Annotated in this window: 24 protein-coding genes; 13 read left to right on the top strand and 11 right to left on the bottom strand. The window is 71.7% G+C overall.

The features are described from left to right. Positions 1-15: 15 nt before the first annotated feature. Both ACZ56E_RS04505 and ACZ56E_RS04500 read right to left on the bottom strand, forming a co-directional pair. The gene (locus ACZ56E_RS04505; RefSeq protein ID WP_471210919.1) at positions 16-345 is read right to left on the bottom strand and encodes a DUF952 domain-containing protein; all 330 of its coding nucleotides are present in this window, start codon (positions 343-345) and stop codon (positions 16-18) included. A 40-nt stretch (positions 346-385) separates the two neighbouring features. Next, complete coding sequence (locus ACZ56E_RS04500; protein WP_471210917.1) at positions 386-1,249, bottom strand: ABC transporter substrate-binding protein; 864 nt, start codon at positions 1,247-1,249, stop codon at positions 386-388. 281 nt (positions 1,250-1,530) lie between these two features. Here ACZ56E_RS04500 and ACZ56E_RS04495 point away from each other — a divergent pair, with 281 nt between their 5' ends. Together ACZ56E_RS04495 and ACZ56E_RS04490 are read left to right on the top strand one after the other, a co-directional pair. Beyond that, positions 1,531-2,148 (top strand): NADPH-dependent FMN reductase, encoded by a 618-nt coding sequence (locus tag ACZ56E_RS04495; protein WP_471211551.1) that lies wholly within the window; start codon positions 1,531-1,533, stop codon positions 2,146-2,148. Positions 2,149-2,157: 9 nt separating this feature from the next. Then, complete coding sequence (locus ACZ56E_RS04490; RefSeq protein ID WP_471210915.1) at positions 2,158-3,078, top strand: NADP-dependent oxidoreductase; 921 nt, start codon at positions 2,158-2,160, stop codon at positions 3,076-3,078. An 86-nt stretch (positions 3,079-3,164) separates the two neighbouring features. Here the strand turns inward: ACZ56E_RS04490 and ACZ56E_RS04485 are convergent, their stop codons facing one another. The 4 genes from ACZ56E_RS04485 to ACZ56E_RS04470 all read right to left on the bottom strand — a co-directional run bounded on the left by ACZ56E_RS04485 (position 3,165) and on the right by ACZ56E_RS04470 (position 8,263). After that, the gene (locus tag ACZ56E_RS04485; RefSeq protein WP_471210913.1) at positions 3,165-4,334 is read right to left on the bottom strand and encodes a serine hydrolase domain-containing protein; all 1,170 of its coding nucleotides are present in this window, start codon (positions 4,332-4,334) and stop codon (positions 3,165-3,167) included. A gap of 205 nt (positions 4,335-4,539) precedes the next feature. After that, positions 4,540-5,391, bottom strand: coding sequence for an alpha/beta fold hydrolase (locus ACZ56E_RS04480; protein ID WP_471210911.1), 852 nt, complete (start codon positions 5,389-5,391; stop codon positions 4,540-4,542). Between the two features lie 212 nt (positions 5,392-5,603). Beyond that, a complete protein-coding gene (locus ACZ56E_RS04475; RefSeq protein ID WP_471210909.1) occupies positions 5,604-6,416 on the bottom strand; it encodes a maleylpyruvate isomerase family mycothiol-dependent enzyme in 813 nt (270 codons plus the stop codon). Between the two features lie 113 nt (positions 6,417-6,529). Next, a complete protein-coding gene (locus tag ACZ56E_RS04470; RefSeq protein WP_471211549.1) occupies positions 6,530-8,263 on the bottom strand; it encodes an ABC transporter ATP-binding protein in 1,734 nt (577 codons plus the stop codon). Between the two features lie 315 nt (positions 8,264-8,578). On the opposite strand from ACZ56E_RS04470, the gene ACZ56E_RS04465 reads away from it, so the two are divergent. Continuing rightward, positions 8,579-10,537, top strand: coding sequence for an ATP-binding protein (locus ACZ56E_RS04465; RefSeq protein WP_471210908.1), 1,959 nt, complete (start codon positions 8,579-8,581; stop codon positions 10,535-10,537). A 45-nt stretch (positions 10,538-10,582) separates the two neighbouring features. On the opposite strand, the gene ACZ56E_RS04460 is transcribed toward ACZ56E_RS04465, so the two are convergent. Next, positions 10,583-11,581 (bottom strand): GlxA family transcriptional regulator, encoded by a 999-nt coding sequence (locus ACZ56E_RS04460; RefSeq protein ID WP_468606193.1) that lies wholly within the window; start codon positions 11,579-11,581, stop codon positions 10,583-10,585. Positions 11,582-11,798: 217 nt separating this feature from the next. On the opposite strand from ACZ56E_RS04460, the gene ACZ56E_RS04455 reads away from it, so the two are divergent. The 3 genes from ACZ56E_RS04455 (at position 11,799) to ACZ56E_RS04445 (ending at position 14,483) form a co-directional block, all read left to right on the top strand. After that, positions 11,799-12,383 carry an isochorismatase family protein gene (locus tag ACZ56E_RS04455; protein WP_468606195.1) on the top strand — a complete coding sequence of 195 codons (585 nt, stop codon included), beginning with the start codon at positions 11,799-11,801 and terminating at the stop codon, positions 12,381-12,383. Continuing rightward, complete coding sequence (locus tag ACZ56E_RS04450; protein ID WP_471210903.1) at positions 12,383-13,141, top strand: cysteine hydrolase family protein; 759 nt, start codon at positions 12,383-12,385, stop codon at positions 13,139-13,141. Before ACZ56E_RS04455 ends, ACZ56E_RS04450 begins: the two co-directional genes overlap by 1 nt. 208 nt (positions 13,142-13,349) lie before the next feature. Next, positions 13,350-14,483, top strand: a complete 1,134-nt coding sequence (locus tag ACZ56E_RS04445; RefSeq protein ID WP_471210900.1) for a hypothetical protein — start codon at positions 13,350-13,352, stop codon at positions 14,481-14,483. Positions 14,484-14,546: 63 nt separating this feature from the next. Here the strand turns inward: ACZ56E_RS04445 and murJ are convergent, their stop codons facing one another. Continuing rightward, positions 14,547-16,139, bottom strand: coding sequence for a murein biosynthesis integral membrane protein MurJ (gene murJ / locus ACZ56E_RS04440; protein ID WP_471210898.1), 1,593 nt, complete (start codon positions 16,137-16,139; stop codon positions 14,547-14,549). Between the two features lie 62 nt (positions 16,140-16,201). Continuing rightward, a complete protein-coding gene (locus ACZ56E_RS04435) occupies positions 16,202-17,389 on the bottom strand; it encodes an MFS transporter (RefSeq protein ID WP_471210895.1) in 1,188 nt (395 codons plus the stop codon). Between the two features lie 74 nt (positions 17,390-17,463). Here ACZ56E_RS04435 and ACZ56E_RS04430 point away from each other — a divergent pair, with 74 nt between their 5' ends. Further along, positions 17,464-18,222, top strand: a complete 759-nt coding sequence (locus tag ACZ56E_RS04430) for a DeoR/GlpR family DNA-binding transcription regulator (protein ID WP_471210892.1) — start codon at positions 17,464-17,466, stop codon at positions 18,220-18,222. A 4-nt stretch (positions 18,223-18,226) separates the two neighbouring features. Continuing rightward, positions 18,227-18,913 carry an HAD family hydrolase gene (locus ACZ56E_RS04425; protein ID WP_471210890.1) on the top strand — a complete coding sequence of 229 codons (687 nt, stop codon included), beginning with the start codon at positions 18,227-18,229 and terminating at the stop codon, positions 18,911-18,913. Here the strand turns inward: ACZ56E_RS04425 and ACZ56E_RS04420 are convergent. Beyond that, positions 18,903-19,511 (bottom strand): TetR/AcrR family transcriptional regulator, encoded by a 609-nt coding sequence (locus ACZ56E_RS04420; RefSeq protein ID WP_468606207.1) that lies wholly within the window; start codon positions 19,509-19,511, stop codon positions 18,903-18,905. The two genes, ACZ56E_RS04425 and ACZ56E_RS04420, sit on opposite strands and share 11 nt — an antisense overlap. Before the next feature lie 108 nt (positions 19,512-19,619). Here ACZ56E_RS04420 and ACZ56E_RS04415 point away from each other — a divergent pair, with 108 nt between their 5' ends. The 5 genes from ACZ56E_RS04415 to ACZ56E_RS04395 all read left to right on the top strand — a co-directional run bounded on the left by ACZ56E_RS04415 (position 19,620) and on the right by ACZ56E_RS04395 (position 24,011). Continuing rightward, complete coding sequence (locus ACZ56E_RS04415) at positions 19,620-21,113, top strand: cytochrome P450 (RefSeq protein ID WP_471210887.1); 1,494 nt, start codon at positions 19,620-19,622, stop codon at positions 21,111-21,113. A gap of 87 nt (positions 21,114-21,200) precedes the next feature. Next, positions 21,201-21,503 (top strand): hypothetical protein, encoded by a 303-nt coding sequence (locus ACZ56E_RS04410; protein ID WP_471210885.1) that lies wholly within the window; start codon positions 21,201-21,203, stop codon positions 21,501-21,503. After that, the gene (locus ACZ56E_RS04405; protein WP_471210883.1) at positions 21,500-22,525 is read left to right on the top strand and encodes a glutathione S-transferase family protein; all 1,026 of its coding nucleotides are present in this window, start codon (positions 21,500-21,502) and stop codon (positions 22,523-22,525) included. The genes ACZ56E_RS04410 and ACZ56E_RS04405 overlap by 4 nt, the downstream gene beginning before the upstream one ends. A 149-nt stretch (positions 22,526-22,674) precedes the next feature. Beyond that, on the top strand, positions 22,675-22,845 hold the full coding sequence (rpmF, locus tag ACZ56E_RS04400) for a 50S ribosomal protein L32 (protein WP_468606217.1): 171 nt from the start codon (positions 22,675-22,677) through the stop codon (positions 22,843-22,845). Positions 22,846-22,850: 5 nt separating this feature from the next. Continuing rightward, positions 22,851-24,011, top strand: coding sequence for a GTP-binding protein (locus tag ACZ56E_RS04395; RefSeq protein ID WP_471210881.1), 1,161 nt, complete (start codon positions 22,851-22,853; stop codon positions 24,009-24,011). Here ACZ56E_RS04395 and ACZ56E_RS04390 read toward each other — a convergent pair. Then, positions 23,994-24,227, bottom strand: a complete 234-nt coding sequence (locus ACZ56E_RS04390) for a hypothetical protein (protein ID WP_471210878.1) — start codon at positions 24,225-24,227, stop codon at positions 23,994-23,996. The genes ACZ56E_RS04395 and ACZ56E_RS04390 overlap by 18 nt on opposite strands. Positions 24,228-24,229 lie beyond the last annotated feature (2 nt).

Raw genomic sequence — 24,229 nt, 5'->3', positions numbered from 1 at the left:
CGGTGTGCGGGGCGGTCATGAGGCGGGCCACGGGGAGACCTCGGTCACCGCGTCCACGGGCAACGGCCCGTAGATGTGCGGGAACTCGACGCCTCCGGGCGCGGGGGCCTCGAAGCGCACCGGCACGGTGAGGCGTTCGCTGTCGATGGTGAGGACGACCAGCTCGTCGGGGCCTTCGTAGCCCCCGTAGAGGAAGTCGGCCACGCCTCGCAGCTGCTCCGGCAGGGAGCAGTGGATGAACCCCTCCTCGCTCAGTGTCTTTCCGCGGGTCGACATCTCGTAGGTCCCGGCTCTCCGGGCGGCCTCCCACAGGGCGCGCTCGGTGATGTGCAGCAGTTTCGTCATGGATCAACGGTACGTGGGGGCCTCGCGACGGAGTGCGGGGTCAGGGGCGGGCGGCCTCCAGGGCTTCGGCGACGGCGGTGTGGAAGCGGGCGTGCTGCCGTGCGCTGGGCGGGAGTTCGGGGTTCCAGGGCACGGTGGGGATGTCCGACCCGAGGGCGTCGCCGAGCGCGGCCGCGTTGCCGCGTACGTCGGTGAGGACGAGGTCCGGCTCCAGTGCGGCCGCCTCGGCCCAGGTCGTCGTGGACCAGTTGGCGCCCTGCCCCGGCGCCGGGTCCACGAGGCCGACGCCGAGACCGGCGAGCGCGGCCAGGTCGGGCCAGGCGTACGGCCTCGCCAGGTGGACGGAGTCGGGGCCCGCCGGGGAGAGCGCGAGCACCCGGAGCCGTACGGGCCGGGTGGCCGCGGCGGTCAACCTGCCCTCGGCGGCCGCGAGTTCGGCGTACGCTTCCGGGTGCGGAGCGGCGCCCAGACTGCGGGCGAGTGCGGTGAGGCGGTCCCTGATCCCGGCGAGGCTGCGGCCGCCGCCCACGTCGAGCACGACGAGCGGCAGCTGCTCCTCCAGGTGCTTGGCGGCCTCCGGGTCGATGCCGTAGACCTGACCGCCGCCGTAGGTCAGCGCCACCACCAGGTCGGGCCCTGCCGCCAGGAGCGCGTCCAGGTCGAGTGCGGAGCCCGCGCCGAAGTAGGGCAGGTCGGCCAGGGGGAGGCTGCCCGCCTTGGCCGGGTCGGGCAGGGCCGGGTCGTCGTGCGCGGAGCCGAAGACACCGGCGGGCCGTATGCCGTGGTCGTGCAGCGCCGCGCCGGTCGGCACGTAGGCGACCGGCCGGGAGGGGCGGGTCGCGGTCCTCACCAAGTGACCCCGGTCGTCGGTGAACTCCCAGTCCCGGTCCGTGTGTTGTGTCATGATCTCCGGCTCCTCCCGCCGTTCCGCGCCGTGGCTTGTTCCCGCCGTGGCCGTCCCGGTGCTACCTGCCCGGGCGCACGCCGGAGTACACGGGCCGGTGAGGTCTCCGCCGGTCGACCTAGTCCCTGCGCCCTGCCGATCCCCGTCGTGCGACAGATGCGGGGAGGGGGTGCGCATTCGTAGCTTCGTCGGTGTCGGAAACAAGCACCGGACATGCACGGGACAAGCACCGGCATGCACCTGACCAGGAGGCGGACATGAGCGGCACCCAGGGGACCACCATGAACGAGCGGGGTGAGGCGGCACGCGGCACCGGACGCGGCACGGGCGGCGACGAGCGCCTGAGAGTGGCCGTCATCGTCGCGAGCACCCGGGAGGGCCGCTTCGCGCCCACCATCGCCGACTGGTTCACCGGGCAGGCCGCGCACCGACCCGACCTCGACATCGATGTGATCGACCTGGCCGAGGCGCGTCTCCCGGACGGGCTGTCCAAGCGTCCCGGTCCGGAGGTCACCGGCATCACGCGCCGCATCGACGCGGCCGACGCGTTCGTCGTCATCACCCCGGAGTACAACCACAGCTACCCCGCCTCGCTGAAGACCGCGATCGACTGGCATTACGAGGAGTGGCGCGCCAAGCCAGTGGGCTTCGTCAGTTACGGCGGCCTTTCGGGCGGACTGCGCGCCGTCGAGCATCTGCGGCAGGTCTTCGCGGAGCTGCACGCGGTGACGGTGCGCGACACCGTCAGCTTCCACGGCGTGTGGGGCTGCTTCGACGAGTCCGGCGCACCGGTCGACCCGACGGGCCCGGAGACGGCGGCCAAGACGATGCTCGACCAGCTCGGCTGGTGGGGCCGCACCCTGCGCGACGGCAAGGCCGCCCGCCCCTACGCCGCCTGAGGAGTCGTCATGAAGATGGTCGCGGCGGCGCTGTCCGCCTACGGTCCGCCGGAGGTCCTGCGGCCGACGGAGCTCGACGTCCCGGAGCCTGGCCCCGGTGACGTGCGGATCCGGATCAGGGCGGCCGGGGTGCAGCCGTTCGACCTGGGGGTCCGGGAGGGCTGGGTGCCGCCGGGCGCCGAGCCGGGGTTCCCGGTCGTCCCCGGCAACGAGTTCGCGGGCGTCGTGGACCGGCTCGGCGCGGGCGTCGGCGACTTCGCGCCCGGCGACGAGGTGCTCGGGTACTCCCTGCTCGGCGCGTACGCGCAGTACACGACGGTGCCCGCGGAACAGCTGGTGCACAAGCCGACCGCAATGCCGTGGACGGTCGCGGGCGGCTTCTCCGGCAACGGCCAGGGCGCCCATCTGGCCCTCTCCCAGCTGCGCGTGGACACCGGGGACACCGTCCTCATCGGTGCGGCGGCCGGGGGGCTCGGCACGTTCTCCGTGCAGCTGGCGCGGGCCTGGGGTGCCACCACCGTCATCGGGACGGCCAGCGAGCCCAACCACGATCACCTGCGGGCGCTCGGTGCGATCCCGGTGACGTACGGCGAGGGGCTCGTCGACCGGATCCGGGCCGTCGCGCCCGACGGTGTCGACGCGGCGCTCGACGCGGCGGGCCCGGAGGGGCTGCGGGCCGCCGTGGCCGTGACCAAGGACCGCGCCCGAGTCGTCACCATGGTCGCCATGGAGGAAGCGGCGCGGCTCGGACTGCCCGACTGGGGCGGCACCCGCTCGGCGGCCCGGCTCGCCGAACTCACCGCGCTGTACGAGAAGGGCGCGGTGGACGTGCATCTGCGCGCGACGTTCCCGCTGGAGCGGGCGGCGGACGCGCACCGCCTCGTGGCCACCGGGCACGGCCGCGGCAAAGTGGTCCTCACCGTCGGCTGAAGGGCCGGCCGACCGTGCCCCCGGCCACCGCCATGGCGCGTCGACCGCAGCACCACTGCGCCGTCCGAGGGCACGGGATGCGGCGTCTACTTCTTACACAGGGCGTCGTCGACGAGTTGGTCGGTGCGGACGTCCCGGTCCTCCGCGGCCGTGTTGGTCGAGCGCATCACCATGACGCCCTTCTTACCCTTGTCGACGAAGCCGTTGGCGTTCAGGTGGCCGAGGGTGGTCCCGCCGTGGCCCCAGTAGCCGCCTCCACAGCTGAGCTGGGTCCACAGAATGCCGAGCCCCGCCCTCTCCACCTTCGTCTCGCCGTCCTCCCCGGGGGCCGGCACCGTCTTGAGCATCTGTGCCAGCTGCCGCGGCTGGAGCAGCCTGCCGCCCAGCAGGCTCTGCCAGAAGCGCGCGAGGTCGTTGGATGTGGTGATGAGGTCGCCCGCCGCGCCGCCCCAGGTCATGCTCAGCTCGGTGCTGTCGACAAGGCGGCCCTTGGGCTTGAACTGCTGGTACGCCTTGGCGTGCGGCTGAGGAAGACCGGTCCGCCTACCCGCGGAGAAGGTGTGCTCGAGACCGAGGGGCTTGATGATCCGGGCGCTCACTTCCTCGCTCCAGGGCCGGCCCGTCACCTTCTCGATGATCATCCCGGCGAGTATGTAGCCGGTGTTGGAGTAGCTCCAGCCCTTGCCGGGCTCGAAGAGGGGCCGGTTGCGCAGGGCCAGGTCGACCAGTTCGCGCGGCTCGTAGTGGTCGAAGCGGTGCTCCTGGAACTCCTTCTCGTCGGTGACGGGCAGGCTGTCGTCGTAGTCGGGCAGCCCACTGGTGTGCTGCAGCAGCTGCCGGACGGTGATCCGCTCGCCGTCGTTGCCGTTGGCCTCGACCACTCCGGGCAGCCATCGGTGGACGGTGTCGTCGAGCCGCATGCGGCCTTCGCCGACCAGTTGCAGCACGACGGTCGACACGAACGTCTTGGTGTTGCTGCCCATCCGGAAGTAGCCCTGGCGCGGCATGGCCCGGCCGGTGCCGAGTTCGGCGGTTCCGCTGCGCACCGAGCGCCGCTGGTCTCCGTTCACGAGGGTGGCCTGGGCGCCCACCACTCCGTCCTTGCGGACGATGTCGTCCAGGTCCCGCTGCAGGTCCGCCCGGCTGTGACCGGAGGAGGCGGGGGCGGTCTCGGCCCAGGCGGTGGAGACCGGTATCACCAGCGTCGCCGTGACGGCTATCGCGGTTATGGTTCCCAGGGTACGCAGCTGCGTCATGGTGGATCCCTCACCTCGTCGGAAGACGTGCGGCGCCCTCAACCCCCTTTTCCTTCGCGGGAGTTGCGGTGTCGCCGGGCGACCGGGCCATGCGCCCCGTCCCAAGATCATTGACCCATGGGAGGGTGGCTGCCGACCATGGAGGAGTCCCCCTGAAGGGGGGTGCGGAGAACCCCACCCCCCCGGCTGATTCCTCAGGCCCGTGTCACACGAGTGCCGCGAGTTCTCCCAGGACGCGGGCCGCCGGCGCGGGGTCGACCAGCCACTTCAGGTGGCTGCCTTCGAGGGTGCGGACGTCGTACGGGTTCTCGGGGGTCAGCGTGTCGCCCTCGCGGATCAGGCGGTCCTGCAGGGCGATGGGCATGCTCGCGTCGTCGGCGAGACGCACGTACGTCTTGGGGATGCGGCCCCAGGTCGCGGCCTGCGCGCGGTCGGCCGAGGTGCCGACGTCCAGGTTCTCGTCGGGCTGGAACGTGTTGAGGAAGGCCAGGAACTCCTCGTCCGTGCCGTCGGCGAGGAAGGCCGCCTTGAACGCCGCCAGGGCAGCGGGGTCCGCGGTGCGGAAGTTGACGCGCAGCAGGCCTAGTTCGGCCGGGTTCCCCGCCATCGCCAGAGCGAGCGAGGCGGCGTCGACCGTGGCCATCTCCGGCTCGGCGTAGTAGGCGCCGACGTCCAGGGCGACCGGGCACCAGGACGCGACGTAGACGATGCGGTCGATCAGGTCCGGGCGCGCGTTGGCCGCGGCGGTGGCCGTGACGCCGCCGCGGCTGTGCGAGACGAGGATCACCGGCCCGTTCCGCTTGGCCCGCTCCAGTGTCCCGATCAAGTGGGACACGTTGTCGGCCAGCGTGACGCCCTTGATCGATCCGGGCACGCCGGCGAGCCCTTCGAGGTCCTGCGGCGCCTGGTAGGCGCGCGAGTAGGTCGCCCCGAAGCCGTGGCCGGGCAGGTCGACGGCGACGGAACGGTGCCCGAGGAGGCCGAGTTCGGCCTGGAGCGGCGCGAAGGAAAAGGAGTTCGCGAAGGCGCCGTGCACCAGCACGAAGGTCGGTTGCATCCGTCTGCTCGCTTTCTCTGCCGCGCGACATGGGCGGCGGTATGTGCTGCCGGGTTACGTGCTCGGGGCGCATGCGCTGCGGGCACACGTGTTTCGAGGCGGTCCTTCTCCGGCGCCCCGCCCCTCTTTCCGCTGGTCACCCTACTCAGGGAAAGATCATCAGCACTACTGGTACGAACCCTTCCGCTTACCGCCGCCCGGCACCGCGTACGTCACCTGCGCAGCCAGTGACCCGCGCCGCTGACCCAGTCGCCGAACAGGGCCTCGTCGCCGAAGACTTCGATCCCGTCGGCCGGAGTCGGTGTGCGGCGCCGGTACAGGAGGAGCAGGAGGTCCGTGAGCGGGCCGCGTACGGCGGTGGTCGCCTTCTTGTGGGCGCGGCTCCAGGTGACCGGCGCCTCGGTGAGGTCGATCAGCCACTCCCCCGTCCCCTCGGGGGCGTCCGTGGCGTGGAAGTGGAGCGTGCGGTCGGGGCCCAGCAGGGCGTGCAGCGCGGCCTCCGACTCGTGGGCCTGGGGCAGGGTGCTGAACTCCATCCACTCGTCGAGGCCGTCGAGCGCGACGTCCGCGTCGAGGGTGTACGTTCCGCCGACCGCCGCGGTCGCGTCGAAGCGGTGGATCACCGTTTCGTACGTCATGCGGCGAGCCCAGAAGAGCGGGGTGCCGCCCGGCGCCACGGTCCACACCTCGACGTCCGGCCCCGCCTCCCGCAGCGTTTCCGCGAACCGGGCGGCGCCCTCCGCGAGCCAGGCGGACAGTGCCGGAACGTCGTCATCCGTCTCTGGAGTGACGTGGTTGACCTGCTCGTCGGGAACGGGACCGGTGGCCCGGGTCCGGACCACCGTCTCGGCCCAGCGGTGCGTGCCGCCCACGTGCCGCAGCAGGTGGGCGAGGGTCCAGCCGGGACACCCCGGCACGGGCGCGGTGGCGTCCGCGCCGGCGATGGCTGAGGTCAACAGGGCTGTCTGGTCGACGATTCGGTCGGCGTAGCGGTCGTGAACCGCGCGAAGGCTCGGACGCGTCATGTCGACACGGTAGACCACGGATTGCAGGGTGCTGGGTACGAACCAGGGACTGGCGAACACGGCCGGGAGGCGTCCCTTCGGACCCGGCGCCGCGGGCGGTGTCCTGTCGGGCCTCACGCCGTGCTCGCCAGGAACTGGGTCGCCGCCAGTTCGCCGTACAGCGGGTCCGCCGCCACCAGTTCGGCGTGCGTGCCCACCGCTCGTACCTTCCCCGCGTCCATCACCACGATCCGGTCCGCCAGCGTCACCGTCGACAGGCGGTGCGCCACGACCAGGACCGTGACCTCGCGGGACACCTCGGCCACCACGTCCCGCAGCGCGAGTTCGTTGACCGCGTCGAGCTGTGAGGTCGCCTCGTCGAGCAGCAGCAGACGGGGTTTCCTGAGCAGGGCCCTGGCGATCGCGACCCGCTGTCGCTCGCCGCCGGACAGCTTGGAGCCCCGGTGGCCGACCACCGTGTCCAGTCCCTCGGGCAGCCGCTCGACCACGGCGTCGAGCCGGGCGCGCACCAGAACGTCCCGTACCTCGGAGTCGGTGGCGTCGGGCGCGGCGAAGAGCAGGTTCTCGCGCAGGGTGCCCGCGAGGACGGGGGCGTCCTGCTCCACGTACCCGATGGTGCCCCGCAGTTCGGCCAGCGACCACTCCTGTACGTCCCTGCCGTCGACCAGGATCCGGCCGCCCGTCGCCTCGTAGAACCGCTCGATGAGCCCGAAGACGGTCGTCTTGCCCGCACCCGAAGGACCGACGAACGCCGTCATGCCCGGGCCCGGCACGTCGAAGCTCACGCCGTGGTGGACGTACGGGAGGTCGTCGCGGTAGCGGAAGGTCACGTCGTCGAAGGCCACCGACGCGGGGCCGTTCGACATGTGGCTGCCGGAGTGCTGCTCCGTGCGCTCCGTCTCCAGGCGTTCCGCCTGCACGATCCGTGCGATCGCCGCCGAGCCCACCTGGTACTGCGACGCCGCCTCGACCAGGCGTGACACCGGGTCGATCAGGTAGAAGAGGAAGAGCAGGAACGCCACCAGTGTCGAGACGGTGATCTCGCCCGACGCGACCCGTGCGCCGCCGATCCCGAGCACCGCGAGGAACGACACCTGCACGGCGAGACCGACCGAACTCCACGCCACCGACTGCCACTTCGCGGACCGCACCCCGTGCCGCCACGCCTCCTGCGCAGCCGCCTCCACCGCGGCCGCCTCACGCTGCTCGGCGCCGGAGGCCTTCACGGTCCGGAAGGCGCCGAACGCCCGCTCCAGAGCGGTCGAGATCGTGCCCACCGCCTCCTGGGCACGCTGCGTCGCCCGTGCGATCTTCGGCATGACGAGGGTCACCGCGCCGCCGATCAGCACGATCACGCCGAGCGTGACGCCGAGCAGCACCGGGTCCATCAGCCCCATCATCACGATCGTCGCGAGGAAGGTGAGGCCGCCGGACGCGGCGGAGACCACGGACTGTGTCGTCACGGCCCGCAGCAGTGTCGTGTCCGAGGTGACGCGCGACATCAGGTCCCCCGGCTGGGTGCGCTCCACCTCCGCGAGACGCAGGCGCAGCAGCCGCCCGATCAGAGTGCGCCGGGCCGCCAGCACGACCGACTCGGCGGTGCGCTCCAGGACGTACGCGCCGACGGATTCGATCGCGGTGCCGAGCACCACCAGCGCGGTCAGGAGCAGCAGGACGCCGGCGATGGAGTCGTCGCCGCCGAGCCGGTCCACGAGCGACTTGGCCGCCAGCGGCTGCGCGAGCCCGGTGGCCGAGCCGACCAATGTCAGGAAGGCGCCAAGGGCGACGGCACCGCGGTGCGGCCGGAAGTGCCGGTAGAGGGCGCGCCAGGTCTCCTTCGCGGGCAGCCGCTCAGGCTTTTCGGCGTCCTTTCTCTTGTCGGCGTTCTTTGTGCTGGTGGTGGATGTCGGGGTGGGGGCTGCGTCGGTCACGTCTGGCAGGACGCAGCGCGGCGTGATCCACCTGACAGCCGTGTCACTGGGTGTTCATGGGGCGCGCAAGGACCCCGTACAGGAATGCGATGAGTCGCTGACCCGCGTGATTCGACCCGGCGCCTCACTACCCCGGACGCCGAAGGGAAGTTAGCCGATCAGCGGAATTCGGTGCAGTGACGATTCTGCACGTGCACGATTCTGCACGTACGCGAGCGGGAGTGGATGGGTGTGCGAGTACGGGGTCACGGAGAGGACGCCGGGCGGCCGGAGCGGTCCGGTCGAGGAGCCGGGAGCCTGATCGGGCGGTCCGCGGAGCTGGCCGCGCTCCGCCGGATGCTCGCCCAGAACCGGCTGGTCACCGTGGTGGGCGGCGCCGGCATCGGCAAGAGCCTCCTCGCCGAGCACGCGGCCGCGGCGACGGGGAGCGCGATGGCGGACGGCATGGTGCGCGTGCGGTGGTGGGACGGCACCCCCTCGCGGCGCCGGTCGGTCGCGCAGGCGGTGGCCGCGGCGATGGACGGCGGGGCGGCGGACGAGGCGGGACCCGGCACGGAGCTCGTGGCGCGGCTGCTGCGCCCCCTGCGGCTGCTGCTGGTGCTCGACGACTTCGACCCGGTACGGGCCGAGTGCGTACGACTCGTACGGGAGCTCCTCGACACGGCCCCCGGACTGCGGGTCCTGGCCACCGGGCGCCATCCGCTGGGCCTCGGCCAGGAGGCGGTGCTGCGGCTCGGACCACTGGAGGCCGCCGATACGGACACTGTCGGGCCCGCCGTGACGCTCTTCCTGGAACGGTTGGACGCCGCCCGGCGCCGCGCCGGCTCCCCGAGCAGGGGTCGCGCCCCGGTCCCCGAGGACCGGACCGCCGACGAGCTGCGGCTCGCCCACGACATTTGCCGGCTGGTCGAGGGCGTGCCGTTGGCCGTCGAGTCGGCCGCGGCCCAGGCGGCGCACCATCCGTTGGCGCGGCTCGCGCAGATGCTGGAGTCCGCGCAGGGCCGGCTCGGCATGGCGGACGCCCCGCTGCGCAGGCACCGGTCACTGAGCGCCGCCGTGGGCGCCGGGTACGCGCTGTGCGGGACGGCGGAGCGGACCGTGTGGGCCCGGCTCAGCGTGTTCCCCGGCGGCTTCGACGAGGACGCGGCGGTCCACGTGTGCTCGGGCGGCGGGCTCGAACCCGACGAGGTGCCGGCCGCGCTGGCCCAACTGGTTCTCGCCTCGGTCCTGGAGCCGGTCCGCGATCCCGGTGGCGTGCTCACGCCGCGCTACCGGATGCCCGCCGCGGCCCGCGGATTCGGCGCCGAGCGGCTGCGGTCCGCGGGAGAGACGGCCGCGGCCGTCAGCCGCCACCTCCACTGGTACGGCCAGGTCGCCTCCACCGCCCACCACTTGTGGAGCACCGGCACACACGAACGGGCCGTCGCACTCGTCCGGGACGAGGAGGCCAACCTGCGCGCCGCGCTCGACAGGGAGCCCAGTGGCGACGACGATGCGTCGACGAGCCTCGCGCTCGCGGTCGACCTGTGGTTCTGGTGGGCGGTCTGCGGTCACGCCGAGGAGGGGCACGCCCTACTGTGCCGTCTGCTGCCGCCGGCCCGGTCGGACACCCGGGTGTGCGGGCAGGCGCTGTGGCTGTCCGGCTGGCTCGCCGCGTGCACCGGCTCTCCCGACGCCGCCGAACTGCTCGGCCAGGCGTGGCGCGTGGCCGTGCTCGCGGGGGACGACGCCACTGTGGGACGGGTCTCGCACGTCCTCGGCGCGCTCGCCCTCGAGGCCGGCAGGACCGAGGAGGCCATCGACCGGCTGCGGGAGGCCGCCGAAACGATTCCCGTGCACGCCGAGCACGGCCCGCCCGCGACGGTCAGCTGGGCGCTGCTGGCCGTGGCACAGGCCGGGGGCAGACCCGCCGACGCGTGGCGCAGTGTCCGCCGGGCCTCGACGGGTCCGGAGCCGCGGCACGATCTGTGGACGCGTTCCATGACGCAGTACGCGCAGGCTTTCGTCGACCACTCGCGGGGGCGCCGCAGCCGGGCCTGGCGCCGGGCCCGCAAGGCACTCGCGGGAGCCGTCGGAGTCGTCGGAGGCGTCGGCGGGGCCGAGGGCCCGGCCGTCGCCGCCGTGGCGGGGCCGCCCGGCGCCGCGCTCATCCATCAGCTGATCGCGGACATCGAGGCGGGCGGGCGGTAGCGGGCCCTGCGGAGGCGGCGGTCACCGTCCCGCAGGAACGCTCGGTCAGGGCACCTGAGGCACCCGGAACCGGCGCCGGTACTCCGTCGGCGTCGTGTTCAGGCGGCGGCGGAAGGCGCGGACGAGGGTGTCGGTCGTGCCGAAGCCGCACAGGGACGCGATGCGGTCGAGCGTCGCGTCGGAGGACTCCAGCTCGTGCCGAGCCTTCTCGACGCGCACCGATTCGATGTACGCGTGCGGGGTCATGCCCAGTTCGTTCTTGAACAGGCGGGTCAGGTGACGGTCGCTGACGTGGGCGTACTCGGCGAGGTCCACGACGGTGAGCGGCTCGGCGATGTGTCCCAGGATGTGGTGGCGCAGGTCCTCGATGCGCCGGGTGGTGGAGACCTGCTCCAGCGGGACGCTGAACTGGCTCTGGCCGCTGGAGCGTTTGAGGTACATCACCAGTTGGCGGGCGACCCGCAGGGCGACGGCCTCGCCGAGGTCGTCGGCGATCAGGGCGAGGGAGAGGTCGAGGCAGGCGCTGATCCCGGCGCCGGTCCACACGTTGCCCTCGCGGATGAAGATGGGGTCGGCGTCGACCTTCACCTCCGGGTGGTCGGAGGCCAGTTGGGGTGCGGTCGACCAGTGCGTGGTGGCCCGCTTGCCGTCGAGCAGCCCGGCGGCGGCGAGCAGATGCGCCCCGACGCACACGGAGGTGATCCGGCGCGTCCGCGCGGCGAGCACCTTCACCCAGTCGACGAGGGCGGGGTCGACGACAGGGTGGACGCGCCCGTCGTCGTCGATCTCCACGGCACCCGGCACGATGAGCGTGTTGATGCCGCGCTCGGCGGCCTCCGCGAAGGTGAGGTCGGGCAGGACGCGCACACCGGCGCCGGTGGTGACCGGGTCCATGGTCTCGGCGGCGAGGACCACGTCGTAGGCGGCCGCGTCCGAGGTCTCCCGGCGGGCCAGCGCGAACACCTCCGGCGGCCCGGTGATGTCGAGCAGGTCCACATCCTCGAAGATCACGATCACGATGAGCCGTTTCGCGGTTTCCGCCACGCTTCCCCCTGGTGTTGTTGCCGTTGTGCCACCCAACCGTGGGGCTGGGCCAACCAACCGTAGGGCTGCGCCACCCAACCCGAGGTCGGTATCTGCATGTTAGACGTCATTGTCGACACCGCCGCCGGCTCATAGCGTTGTGGACACAGCCACCCGGACCGACAAAGGGCCGAGGTCGGGCTGTGTTTCTCCTACGCGATGCAAAGGCGGTACACCCATGTCCAGGACCACGCTGCGCGAGCTGAACGGCTTCGTTCAGGAGCCCGCGAAGCTGGCCGAGTCGACGCTCATCCTGATCGACTTCCAGAACACCTACACCCAGGGCGTGATGGAGCTCGACGGCTGGGAGCAGTCCCTCGACGCCGCCGCGCAGCTGCTGGCCCGGGCCCGCGCTGCCGGCACGAAGGTCGTGCACGTCATCAACGACGGCGGGGAGGGCACTCCGTACGACATCCGGGTGGAGATCGGCCAGATCCACCCGAAGGTCGCCCCTGTCGAGGGCGAGCCGGTCGTCGTCAAGCAGGTCCCGAACGCGTTCGTCGGCACCGACCTGGCGACGCACCTCAAGGAGGGCCAGGACGTCGTCATCGCGGGGTGGATGACCCACATGTGCGTCGCGTTCACGGCGCAGGGCGCGTTCCTGAACGGCAACCGTCCCACGGTCGCCGCCGACGCCACCGCCACCCGCTCGCTGCCCGTCGCGGGCACCGACGTCCCCGCCGACCAGGTGCACCAGGGCGCTCTCGCAACCATCGCCGACCTGTACGGGGTCGTCACCGCCTCCCAGAAGGAGATCGTCTGATGAAGCCGCTGCACTCGAAGCCGCCGCGTTCGAAGCCGCTGCGTTCGCTCGTCGTCCTGGGTGCCGCCGCCCTGCTCGCGGCCACCGTGACCGCGTGCGGTGGAGACACCGAGGCCGCCGCCCGCACCGACCAGAACGACAAGAAGCCGTCGCCGTCCTCCGGGCAGAACGTCGCCAAGGACACCACGACGCTTCGCACGATCATGAAGCTCGACGAGACCCCGGCGAAGCTGTCCAACGCCGCGCTGGTCCTCGTCGACTACCAGAACGTCTACACCGGCGGCCCGATGGAGCTCACCGGCTGGCGCGACTCGGTGGACAACACCAAGGCGCTGCTGGAGCGGGCCCGTAAGGCCGGCACCCCGGTCATCCACATCGTCGAAAAGGGCTACGACCTCAAGTCGAAGGCCGGGCAGATCATTCCGGCGCTCAAGCCGGCCAAGGGCGAGGCCGTCGTCGAGAAGGCCGTCCCCAACGGCTTCCACGACACGAACCTCGACGCGGAGCTCAAGAAGACCGGCCGCAAGAACGTCATCATCGCCGGCTTCATGACCCACATGTGCACCCTGTTCACCACTGAGGGAGCCGTCTACAACGGCTACAACCCGACCGTGGTGGGCGACGCCTCCGCGACCCGGCCGCTGCCGGTCAAGGGCAACCCCAACGGCATCCCCGCCAAGCAGGTGCACGAGTCCGCGCTCGCCACGATCCAGGACCGCTTCGGCGTCGTGGTCCCCCAGCAGAGCGACATCAAGTAGCCCTCCGGCCACTGTCTTCGGCGGGGAAGGAACTCCGGTTCCTTCCCCGCCGACGGGCGCGACATCCCGCGCCCTCCCCCAAAAACCCCACACCCACGAATCCACCCCTCACCTCCCATCCCCCCAACCCGAAGGTTCCCCCCATGTCGATCCCCACATCGAAGAGCCACCAGAAACAGATCAGAACAACGCAATGGAGAAAACGAAGATGGCTACCCGCAGAGGGTTCATAGGCGGCGCTACCGGTGTCGGTACGGCGGCCCTGCTCGGCTACTCGGCATCCCCGAGCTCCGCGGCCGCCGCGGCGGACGGTACGGCCGCGGAGGCCGTCAGCCAGACGACGGCGCGAGCCTCGATGCTCGCCGTCAACGCCGGAATGCGCGACAACTACGCCGTTCTGAAGAAGGAATTGATCAAGCACCTCTCCCCGGTGGTCGTCGTGCAGAACGACGCCAAGGGGGGCCGGTTCACCCTGGTGACCAAGGACGGTCAGCAGTCCACCAATCCCGTGTCGGAGACGTTCGAGCTGGCGAAGTCCATCGCTCACGTCCCGCTCGGCATCTTCTCCGTGATCGCCCCCTACTTGGCGAACAAGGTTCCGAACCTGCCGAACGCCAACCGCATCGACGCGCACGACCTCGTCATGGTGGCGTTCAACAGCACCACTTCCACTGCGTGGATCGAGCCGCTGCAGGCGTACGCCGCCAAACTCGCCACGGCCCGCCGCCAGCTCGCCTCCGCCAATCTGCCCGCGGCGCTGACCACGTCCTGCGGCAACATCCTCGACGGCGGCCAGAAGTTCATCAGCGCCTCGGTCGCGGCCAAGAAGTTCGACATGGCGTCCTTCGAGACCTTCTCCGGCAGCGTCTACCCCGACATCCGCACCAACATGGAGCACGCCTCGCAGGCCCAGATCAAGGGCGTGCAGGACATCATGAAGGCCTGGCGCGCCAAGGTCGGCGAAGAGGCGTGGAGCGACCTGTACTGCGTGGTCCTGTCGCAGTGGACGACGAGCGTCCTCAACCAGAACACCATCATCATCAAGGACTGCATGAACGCGGCGAAGGTCGCCACCCACCTGATCGACCTGCCCGGCCTCGAGCCGCCGACGGACCCGATCTTCACCGCGCTCGACAACCTCGCGCGGATCGTGCAGGACAACATCGCCGCCGAAATGGTCTTCCCCAAGGACACGAAGGTCGCCGACGCGCTGAAGGGCCAGCAGGACCTGCTGTCCGACGAGATCCTGATCCAGCTCGGCAGCAATACGACGACTCCGATGGCCGCGCCCAACTACAACTCGGTCGCCTCGGGCTCGGGGGTGTGCCCGGTCCCGCACTAGCCCGCGACACCCCACCGGCTCCGGGCGCGCGCACCCGGAGCCGGTGGCCCGGCCGGTCGCCGGTCACCGGCGCAGCATGCGCAGCTCCCCTATCCCAAGCAGCCGGGCGAGCGCGAGATAACCCGCCGCCATCGTCACACCGCCGGCCGCAAGACCGAGGGCCGTCGCCGCCGTGCCGGTGAGCGAGGTCTCGCCGCCCGCGCGGGCGGCGGCCCAGCCGAGGGCCCCGGCCAGGCCGGACGCCAGGGTCAACTTGCCGTAGGTGCGCACCAGGCGGCGTCCGTCGAGGTAGCCCCCGAGGCGGCGGCGCAGCAGCCGTGCGGTGAGCAGCAGCCCCACGGCGTACGAGAGCGTGTAGGCGGCGGCCATGCCGGTGACGGCCCAGCGCGCGGGCAGCAGCAGATGGCAGGCGGTGGCCAGGGCTATGTTCACGCTCGCCACCCAGACGGCCATCCAGAACGGGGTGCGGGTGTCCTCGTAGGCGTAGAAGCCGCGGAGCAGGAGGTACTGCGCGGAGAAAGGGATCAGGCCCAGGCCGAACGCCTGCAGCATGTGGCCGAGCGGTTCGGTGGCCGCCGCGTCCGACGCGCCGTGGGCGAAGAGCAGTTCGGCGGTCTGCGGTCCGAAGGCGAGGAAGAAGAACCCGGCCGGCACGATCACCGTCCCGGTGACGCGCAGCGCACGGGACAGTTCACCGCGCAGATCGGCGGTGCGGCCCTCCGCCGCGGCCTTGCTCATCCGGGGCAGCAGCGCGGTCACCAGGGAGACGGTGACGATGGACTGCGGCAGGAGCCAGATGGTCTGTGCGTACGAGTACGCCGTGTAGCCGGCGCCGGCGTGCGGCAGGCGCTGGTCGGCGGCGTTGGCGTAGTTCGTGACGACGGTCAGCGCGACCTGGTTGGCGAGGACGAGCAGCAGCGTCCAGCGGGCGGCCCTGGCGCTCCTGCCGAGGCCGGTGCCGCGCCAGTCGAAGCGTGGCCGCAGGCGCAGTCCGGCAGCGCGCACGAACGGCACGAGTGCGAGGGCCTGCAGGGCGATGCCGCAGGTGGTGCCGATCCCGAGGAGCCTGACCTGGTCGGCGGTGATCCCTTGGACGCTGTCGGGCACGGTCATCAGGCCCAGATAGGCGCCGAACATGGCGACGAGCACCACGTTGTTCAGGACCGGGGTCCACATCATCGCCCCGAACTTCTCGCGGGCGTTCAGGACTTGGCCGAGTATGCCGAAGAGGCCGTAGAAGAAGATCTGCGGCAGCAGGAACCGCGCGAAGACCACGGTCAGCTCGAAGGCCTGGTGATTGGCCGGTGTGTCCCGCATGTAGAGGGCGACGATCTGCGGGGCCGCCCACACCGCGAGGGCCGTGCCGACGCCGAGGACGCAGACGACCAGCGTGATGAGCCGCTGCTCGAAGGCGGCGCCGCCGTCGGCGTCGTGCGCCCGGGCGCGCACCAGTTGGGGCACCAGGACGGCGTTCAGCGCGCCGCCGATCAGCAGGGTGTAGAGGCTGGTGGGGACGGTGTTGGCGGTGTTGTACGTCGTGGCGAGGAGGCCGGTGCCGAGGGCGGCGCCCTGGAGGACCTGCCGGATCAGGCCCGTGGCGCGGGAGACCACGGTCCCGAACGCCATGAGGAGCGAGGAGCGTGCGAGGGTCACCACGTCGGCGGCACCTCAAATCCGAATTTCATACGCTTGATCATCGCATGGGCCTCTGACATGGATCACTTCAGAACGGACTCCGCCGCTCCCTGGTCCTGTCGCTGGTCCCGCAGGACGCCCGCCGTGCAGGCCGCGATGACGCAGAAGGCCACCGGCAGGAAGAACGTGAGGTTGAGCGGCATGAGATGGGTCAGCGGGCCGATGACCGCGGGCCCCGCGAGCATGCCGAGGTAGCCGAGGCCCGCGACTCGGGACACGTTGGCCCCCGCCGCGTCGCGATCCGCGTGGCCCGCGGCGCTGAAGAGCTGCGGGATGCACCCGGAGAGCCCGGCGCCGAACACGGTCCAGCCGATGAGGGCCAGCGGGACCCAGGGTGACAGGGCCGCCACCGTCAGGCCGAGCGCGGCCACGGTCGCGCCGTGACGGAGGATCGTCACCGGGCCGAACCGCGCGGCCACCCGGTCGGCGAGCAGACGGCCGACGGTCATGGCCGTGGCGAAGGCGCCGTAGGCGAGCGCGGCGGTCGCGGCGGTCGCGTCCAGGACGTCGCGCAGGTGCAGCACACTCCAGTCGTTGGCCACGCCCTCGCAGAGCATGAGCATCAGGGCGAGGGCCGCGAGTGCCCAGATCCGCCGGGGAGTTGCGCGCCGGGACGTCGCGGGCTTCTCCGCTGCCTCCGATTCCTGCGGGGGCTCGGGCCGCAGCAGCGCGGGAGCGCAGAGCACGGCGGCCACCGCGCCGAGCAGCGCCACCGCGCCGAGCGTCGCCGCCGGGCTCCAGCCCCGGCTCAAGGTGCCGGCGCCGATCAGCGCGGCGAGGACGCCGCCGATGGAGAACGTGGCGTGGAAGGCGGACATGACGGGCCGTCGGTAGTCGCGTTCGACCTGCACGGCGTGGGCGTTCATGCTGACGTCCAGACAGCCGTTGCCGAAGCCCAGCGCCAGCAGTGCCATGCCCAGTGTCCATACGTTCGTGGCGAGGCCCGGCAGGACCAGGGCGCCGGCGCACAGGGCCGCGCTGACCGGTACGACGGTGCGGGCGCCGAGCCGGTCGGTGAGCGGGCCGACGATCTGCATGCCCACGAAGGCGCCCGCTCCGAGCAGCAGCAGGAGCCAGCCGAGCACAGCGTGGCTGATTCCGGCACGGTCCTCGACGGCGGGGATGTGGACGATCCACATCCCCATGAGGAAGCCGTTCAGCGCGAAGTAGGCGAAGGTGGCCACTCGGCCGGCCCGCAAGGTCTTGTCCATGCCTTCGAACATAACGAACATTGTTTGTGTTCGGAAAATTGATTATCGAACACATGTGATGTTTGATGAGTGGCATGGCCAGCACAGACCGACTGAGGCAGATCACCGACGCCGTGCGCGAGGCGGGACGGATCGGCGTCGCGGAGCTCGCCGGACTCACCGGCGCCTCCGAGATGACCATCCGCCGCGACCTCGAGGTCCTGGCCGAGCAGGGCGTGCTCGAGCGCTACCGCGGCGGCGCGAGGAGCCTGCTGCTGCGCGGCGAGGAACCGCCTTTCGCGCTGCGGGAGCAGGACGGCATCGCGGTCAAGCGCCGCATCGCCGCCGCCGTGGCCGGGCTGATCGCCGACGGGGAGTCCGTCGTCCTGGACAGCGGCACGACCTGCCTGGAGGTCGCCCGCGCGCTGGAGCACCGGCGCCTGACCGTGATGCCGCTGTCGCTGCACGCGGTGAACGCGCTCACGGGCGGGCCGGACATGACGCTCCTGGTGCCCGGCGGACGGCCCCGCCCGGGCGAGCTGGCCCTCACCGGCCCGCTGACCACGGCGTCCCTGGCCGCCCTCCGCTTCGACACGGCCGTGATCGGCTGCTGCGGGCTGTCCGCGGCGGACGGCCTGACCGCCTACGACCTGGACGACGCCGCGGTCAAGCGTGCCGCGATCGGCTCGGCGCGCCGGGTCGTCGCGGTCGCGGACGCCGCCAAACTCTCCCGTACCGCCCTGGCCTTCGTCGCTCCGGCCACCGCCCTGCACGCCGTCGTCACGGACGACGCGGCGCCGGACGAGGAGACCGACGCGCTGACCGCCGCGGGCGTGACCGTACGAAAGGTATGACCCCTTGAACCACAGCCCCCGGCCCAATCCCGAGCCCGCCGCCCGACAGGCCGCCACCCTCACCACCGCCACCGCCACCGCCACCGCCGGTCACGACGTCGTGCTCTTCGACATGTTCGGCGTCATCGCTCACCACCAGTCCGAGGACGGCAGGAACCGGCTCGCCGCGATAGCGGGCGGGCTCCAACAGGCCTTCTGGGATACCTACTGGGCGCTGCGGCAGCCGTACGACCGCGGGGATGTGACCGGTCCCGAGTACTGGGCGCGGGTGGCCGACGCGCTCGGCACCGACTTCGACCAGGCCCGCGTCGCGCGGCTCGTCGAGGCCGATCTGGCCAGCTGGAGCGGCGTCGACGACACCATGGTCGCGCTCGTCGAGGAACTCGCGGCGGCCGGCCGGCCGATCGCCCTGCTCTCCAACATCCCGGAGGAGCTGGCCGCCCACTACGAAGAGCGGCATTCCTGGCTCGGGCACTTCGAGGTGCGCGCCTTTTCCTGCCGCATCGGCCACGCCAAGCCCGAATCCGGCGCCTACCAGTGGTGCCTGGACGCCCTGGACACCGAGCCGGGCCGCGTCCTCTTCGTGGACGACCGCGAGGAGAACATCCGTGCCGCCGAGGCCGCCGGTGTGCACGGCCACCTCTTCACGAACGTCGCCCGGCTGCGCGAAGTGCTCCGCCTCAGCGCGTGATCGCGCCCAGCAGCGCCTTGGCGCACAGGTCCCGCACCTGTTCCCGCGTCAGATCGGGCTCCTCCAGCCACTCCAGGCACACCGCCACCATGAAGGCGAGCCAGCCCCGCACCGCGAGGCGCAGTGCGGGCAGGTCCCGTGTGCTGTCCGCGGCGCACGGGTCCGCGGCGAGGGCGGCGAGGATCTGCCGCTCCTGGGCCGCGAGGCCGTTGCGGTAGACCTCGCGGACCAGCGGATCGCCCGCGGCCTCGGCCCGGTGGAAGGCCCGGAAGCCCTGCGCGTGGCTCTCCACGTACCCGAGAAAAGCGTCGAGGCCGGCGCTGACCTGCTCCCGCACCGGCAGTCCCGGCACGGCCGCCGTCAGGCGCAGCATGCGCTCGCTCTCCCGGTGCACGACGGCGGCGAAGAAGTCCCGTTTGGTCGGGAAGTAGTGGTACAGGAGCCCCCGCGAGACGCCGGCGATCTCGGCCACCCGCTCGATCCACACGTCGTCGTAGGGCTTCTGCGCGAAGAGCCGCGCCCCGACCGAGAGCAGCTGCTCACGCCGCTCCTCGGTGCTCAGTCTGCGGCGCGTGCGCTCCTGGGGATTCGCGGCCATGCAGGCACCTTACTTGACGCGAATTCAATAGCGGTACCACACTGGGATCTCCTATTGAATCCACGTACAACAGGCCCAACGGGCCCGTCGGACAAGGGAGATGGGCACATGGCGCAGACGACGCGGTCCGTGGCGGCGGACGGTCCGGACGGGCGGCCCGCGCCCGCGGCTCCCCCGAAGGGTTTCCGCAGCGCCGAGCTCGGCTGGCCCGAGCTGCACCGCATCCCGCACCCGCCGCACCGCCTGCCGCTGCTCGGCGACCTTCTCGGTGCCAATGTCCGCACGCCGCTGCAGGATTCGATGCGGATGGCGCGCAGGCTCGGCCCCATATTCCGGCGCAAGGCGTTCGGCAAGGAGATCGTCTTCGTGTGGGGCGCCGAGCTCGCCGCGGACATGGCCGACGAGTCGAGGTTCGCCAAGCACGTGGGCCTCGGCGTCGCCAACCTCCGTCCGGTGGCGGGCGACGGGCTCTTCACCGCGTACAACCACGAGCCCAACTGGCAGCTCGCGCACGACATCCTCGCGCCGGGGTTCAGCCGCGAGGCGATGGCGGGCTACCACCCGTTGATGCTGGACGTCGCCCGGCAGCTGACCGCCCGCTGGGACGAGCGCGAGACGGCGGGCCGGGCGGTGGACGTGCCGGGCGACATGACGAAGCTGACGCTGGAGACGATCGCCCGCACCGGTTTCGGGCACGACTTCGGCTCCTTCGAGCGCTCGGCGCCGCACCCGTTCGTGTCGGCGATGGTGGGCACGCTCTCCTTCGCCCAGCGGCGCAACGTCGTGCCGCCCCTGCTGACCCCGCTGGTGCTGCGCGGCGCCGAGCGGCGCAACGACGCCGACATGGCTCACCTCAACCGCACGGTCGACGCGGTGATCGCGGCCAGGCGCGCCGCGCCCGGTTCGGGCGGCCAGGGCGACCTGCTCGACCGCATGCTGGAAGTCGCCCACCCGGAGACCGGCGAGCGGCTCACTCCGGAGAACATCCGCCGCCAGGTCATCACGTTCCTGGTCGCCGGCCACGAGACGACGTCCGGCGCGCTGTCGTTCGCGCTGCACTACCTGTCGCGCTCCCCGGAAGTGCTCGCCCGCGCGCGGGCCGAGGTCGACGAGGTCTGGGGCGCCGACGGGGAGCCCGCGTACGAACAAGTGGCCAAGCTGCGGTACGTGCGCCGAGTGCTCGACGAGTCGCTGCGGCTGTGGCCGACCGCTCCGGGGTTCGCCCGCGAGGCCCGCGTCGACACCACGCTCGGCGGCGTCCACCCGATGCGCCGGGGCGCGTGGGCGCTGGTCCTCGCGACGATGCTGCACCGCGATCCCGCCGCGTGGGGAGAGCATCCCGAGGAGTTCGACCCCGACCGGTTCGCCCCTTCGGCGGTACGCGGACGGCCGCCCCATGTCTTCAAGCCGTTCGGCACGGGAGCACGGGCCTGTATCGGACGTCAGTTCGCGCTGCACGAGGCGACCTTGGTGCTCGGCCTGCTATTGCGCCGCTACGACCTGCACGCCGATCCGGGGTACCGGCTGCGCGTCGCAGAGCGGCTCACCCTCATGCCGGACGGCCTCACTCTGCGGCTCACCCGCCGCGCCCGGACGGCATAGCGGGCCAATTGTCAGACCCGTGCGCGAGAGTGGAGACGGCATCCCCCGATGCCGACCACGCCACCCAGCGCAGAGGAGTCGCTCGACATGACCGGCACGACGTCCGAGGAACTGCTCGCCGCACAGGCCTGCTTGCGCCTGCTGCACACGGCGCGCGCCGCGCTCTCCGACTCCGCGTCGGTCTCCCCCGTGGCCGCGGCGACGCTGCTCGCGGGGCCGATCGCGGAGGCCGACGAAGCGCTGCGCCGCGCGGGCCTCGCGGGCAACGAAGCGGTGCTCATCGACCGTATCTACGATCTCGCGCCGCCCCCGCGAGCCGCCGACCCGGGGCCGTCCGCGGGGCGGACGCCGATGCCCCGCACCCGCGCAAGGGAAGGGAGCCAGTCATGAGCGCCGAGCAGGGCAACGCCTCGTACGGGCACAAGGAGTTCAAGCGTTCCAAGAGCCACTTCGCCGACCGCATCACGGCGGACGGCGGGGACGGCGGGGACGGCTGGCCGGTCGAGGCGGGCCGCTATCGCCTGGTGGTGAGCCGGGCCTGTCCGTGGGCCGGCCGGGCGCTCGTCGCGCGCCGGCTGCTCGGCCTGGAGAGCGCCCTCTCCCTGGCCGTCACCGATCCGATCCAGGACGACCGGAGCTGGCGGTTCACGCTGGATCCCGACGACCGCGACCCGGTCCTCGGCATCCGCTTCCTCAGCGAGGCGTACGACGCCCGCGAGAGCGGATATCCGGGCGGCGTCAGCGTCCCCGCCATCGTGGACGTCCCGAGCGGCAAGCTCGTCACGAACGACTACCAGCAGATCACGCTGGACTTCGCCACGGAGTGGACGGCCCTGCACCGCGAGGGCGCGCCCGATCTCTACCCCGAGCCGCTGCGCGACGAGATCGACACCGTCATGGAAGGCATCTACCGCGACGTCAACAACGGCGTGTACCGCTCGGGTTTCGCCCCGGACCAGGCCACGTACGAAATGGCGTGCCGCGATGTCTTCCGCCGCCTCGAGCTCACCTCCGAGCGCCTGGCGACCCGTCGCTATCTCGTCGGGGACACGATCACGGAAGCGGACATCCGGCTCTTCAGCACGCTGGTGCGGTTCGACGCGGTCTACCACGGCCACTTCAAGTGCAACCGCCGGAAGCTGGCCGAGGACCCGGTGCTGTGGGCGTACGCCAGGGATCTGTTCCAGACCCCCGGGTTCGGCGACACCATCGACTTCGACCACATCAAGCGGCACTACTACGAAGTACACACCGGCATCAATCCGACAGGCATCGTGCCGCTGGGCCCGGACCTCTCCGGGTGGCTGACCCCGCATCACCGGGAGCAGCTCGGCGGCCGCCCCTTCGGCGACGGCACGCCGCCGGGGCCCGTGCCCGCCGGGGAGGAGGTGCCGCCGACGGGGCGCCCCTGATCCCGGGAGGGGCACTCTCACCCTCAGGTTTAGCGTCAGGGTTCACCTCGGCGTGGGCGGCCACGGCCGGGGCGGTCGGGCGAGTTGTTAATGGGATTCATTTTCATATAGCGTGCGGTCCACTGCCCCACCTCACCCAGGAGGACCTCATGGCCGTACCGAAGCGGAAGATGTCCCGCAGCAACACCCGGCACCGTCGCGCCCAGTGGAAGGCCACCACTCCGCGACTGGTGCCCGTCACCGTCGACGGCGTGCCGTACATGGTCCCGCAGCGCCTGGTCAAGGCGTACGAGCGCGGCCTGCTGCGCCCGGAGAGCTGACGCACATGACGCACGCACGACCCGCGCCGGGCGGCCGGCTGCCCGTGACCGTCCTGTCCGGCTTCCTCGGCGCGGGCAAGACGACGCTGCTCAACCACGTCCTCGCCAACCGCGCGGGCCTGCGCGTCGCGGTGATCGTGAACGACATGAGCGAGATCAACATCGACGCCGCCCTGGTGCGCGGCGGCGAGGCCGCGCTGTCACGCACCGAGGAGCGCCTGGTCGAGCTGACCAACGGCTGCATCTGCTGCACGCTCCGCGACGATCTGCTCGAAGAGGTCGGCCGGCTGGCCGCCGAGGACCGCTTCGATCATCTCCTCATCGAGTCCAGCGGCATCTCGGAGCCGATGCCGGTGGCCGCGACGTTCGCGTTCCCGCGCGACGACGGCGCGACGCTCGGCGACCTCGCCCGCCTCGACACGATGGTGACGGTGGTCGACGCCGCGAACTTCCTGGCGGAGTTGTCCGCCGGGGACGGCCTGGTGGAGCGCGGCCTGGATCAGTACGAGGACGACGAGCGCACCGTCAGCGACCTCCTGATGGACCAGGTCGAGTTCGCCGACGTCCTCGTCCTCAACAAGCTCGACCTCGTCGACGCGGAGACCGCCGACCGGCTCACGGCCACCCTGTCGCGCCTCAACCCGCTCGCCCGTGTCGTGCCCGCGACCCGGGGACGGGTGGAGCTCGCCCAGGTCCTCGACACCGGCCTGTTCGACCTGGACCGCGCCCAGCAGGCGCCGGGCTGGGTGCGCGAGCTGAACGGTGACCACGTGCCGGAGACCGAGGAGTACGGCATCTCCAGCACCGTGTTCCGCGCCCGCCGCCCCTTCCACCCCGGCCGCCTGTGGTCCTTCGTCACGGAGGAGATGGACAGCGGCGGCTTCGGGCGGATTCTGCGCTCCAAGGGGTTCTTCTGGCTGGCGAGCCGGCCCCGGATCACCGGGCTGTGGTCGCAGGCGGGCTCCGTCGCCCGCTTCGAGCCCTCCGGCGCGCGCACCGCGGACGACACGCAGGGACAGGAGCTCGTCTTCATCGGCGTCGGCCTGCGGGCCCCGCAATTGCGGGTGGCTCTGGAGCGGTGCCTGCTCGCCGAGGGCGAGGAGCTTCCGTCGTACGATCCGTTCCCCGCATGGGACGCGTGCGACCTGTCAGATCAGCTGGCGTAGCAGGTGCGCGCAGGCCGCCGCCTCGTCCGCGTACCGGGCGAGGGGGTGGTGCGCGCCTCGCTCGTACGTTCCGACTTCCCACGCCCCGGCTTCGGTCCTGCGCAGATAGACGAAGTCGGGGGGCGTGGGAGTCGGTTCGTGGACGCCCTCGATCCAGTAGTAGCCGTCGGCCACGTGGGCGGCGCGCAGAGCCGCCGCGGCTTCTCCGGCGTCCATGG

Source organism: Streptomyces sp. NPDC039480, assembly GCF_055597165.1.
Note: the sequence above shows the minus strand (reverse complement) of the source record. Positions and strands in the feature narration are given on the sequence as shown.

Excerpts from the sequence above, each read along its gene's own strand:
- ACZ56E_RS04505 (WP_471210919.1), bottom strand. The coding sequence starts at position 345 with ATGACGAAACTGCTGCACATCACCGAGCGCGCCCTGTGGGAGGCCGCC.
- ACZ56E_RS04500 (WP_471210917.1), bottom strand. The coding sequence starts at position 1,249 with ATGACACAACACACGGACCGGGACTGGGAGTTCACCGACGACCGGGGT.
- ACZ56E_RS04495 (WP_471211551.1), top strand. The coding sequence starts at position 1,531 with ATGAACGAGCGGGGTGAGGCGGCACGCGGCACCGGACGCGGCACGGGC.
- ACZ56E_RS04490 (WP_471210915.1), top strand. The coding sequence starts at position 2,158 with ATGAAGATGGTCGCGGCGGCGCTGTCCGCCTACGGTCCGCCGGAGGTC.
- ACZ56E_RS04485 (WP_471210913.1), bottom strand. The coding sequence starts at position 4,334 with ATGACGCAGCTGCGTACCCTGGGAACCATAACCGCGATAGCCGTCACG.
- ACZ56E_RS04480 (WP_471210911.1), bottom strand. The coding sequence starts at position 5,391 with ATGCAACCGACCTTCGTGCTGGTGCACGGCGCCTTCGCGAACTCCTTT.
- ACZ56E_RS04475 (WP_471210909.1), bottom strand. The coding sequence starts at position 6,416 with ATGACGCGTCCGAGCCTTCGCGCGGTTCACGACCGCTACGCCGACCGA.
- ACZ56E_RS04455 (WP_468606195.1), top strand. The coding sequence starts at position 11,799 with ATGTCCAGGACCACGCTGCGCGAGCTGAACGGCTTCGTTCAGGAGCCC.
- ACZ56E_RS04450 (WP_471210903.1), top strand. The coding sequence starts at position 12,383 with ATGAAGCCGCTGCACTCGAAGCCGCCGCGTTCGAAGCCGCTGCGTTCG.
- ACZ56E_RS04445 (WP_471210900.1), top strand. The coding sequence starts at position 13,350 with ATGGCTACCCGCAGAGGGTTCATAGGCGGCGCTACCGGTGTCGGTACG.
- ACZ56E_RS04435 (WP_471210895.1), bottom strand. The coding sequence starts at position 17,389 with ATGGACAAGACCTTGCGGGCCGGCCGAGTGGCCACCTTCGCCTACTTC.
- ACZ56E_RS04430 (WP_471210892.1), top strand. The coding sequence starts at position 17,464 with ATGGCCAGCACAGACCGACTGAGGCAGATCACCGACGCCGTGCGCGAG.
- ACZ56E_RS04420 (WP_468606207.1), bottom strand. The coding sequence starts at position 19,511 with ATGGCCGCGAATCCCCAGGAGCGCACGCGCCGCAGACTGAGCACCGAG.
- ACZ56E_RS04415 (WP_471210887.1), top strand. The coding sequence starts at position 19,620 with ATGGCGCAGACGACGCGGTCCGTGGCGGCGGACGGTCCGGACGGGCGG.
- ACZ56E_RS04410 (WP_471210885.1), top strand. The coding sequence starts at position 21,201 with ATGACCGGCACGACGTCCGAGGAACTGCTCGCCGCACAGGCCTGCTTG.
- ACZ56E_RS04405 (WP_471210883.1), top strand. The coding sequence starts at position 21,500 with ATGAGCGCCGAGCAGGGCAACGCCTCGTACGGGCACAAGGAGTTCAAG.
- rpmF (WP_468606217.1), top strand. The coding sequence starts at position 22,675 with ATGGCCGTACCGAAGCGGAAGATGTCCCGCAGCAACACCCGGCACCGT.
- ACZ56E_RS04395 (WP_471210881.1), top strand. The coding sequence starts at position 22,851 with ATGACGCACGCACGACCCGCGCCGGGCGGCCGGCTGCCCGTGACCGTC.
- ACZ56E_RS04390 (WP_471210878.1), bottom strand. The coding sequence starts at position 24,227 with ATGGACGCCGGAGAAGCCGCGGCGGCTCTGCGCGCCGCCCACGTGGCC.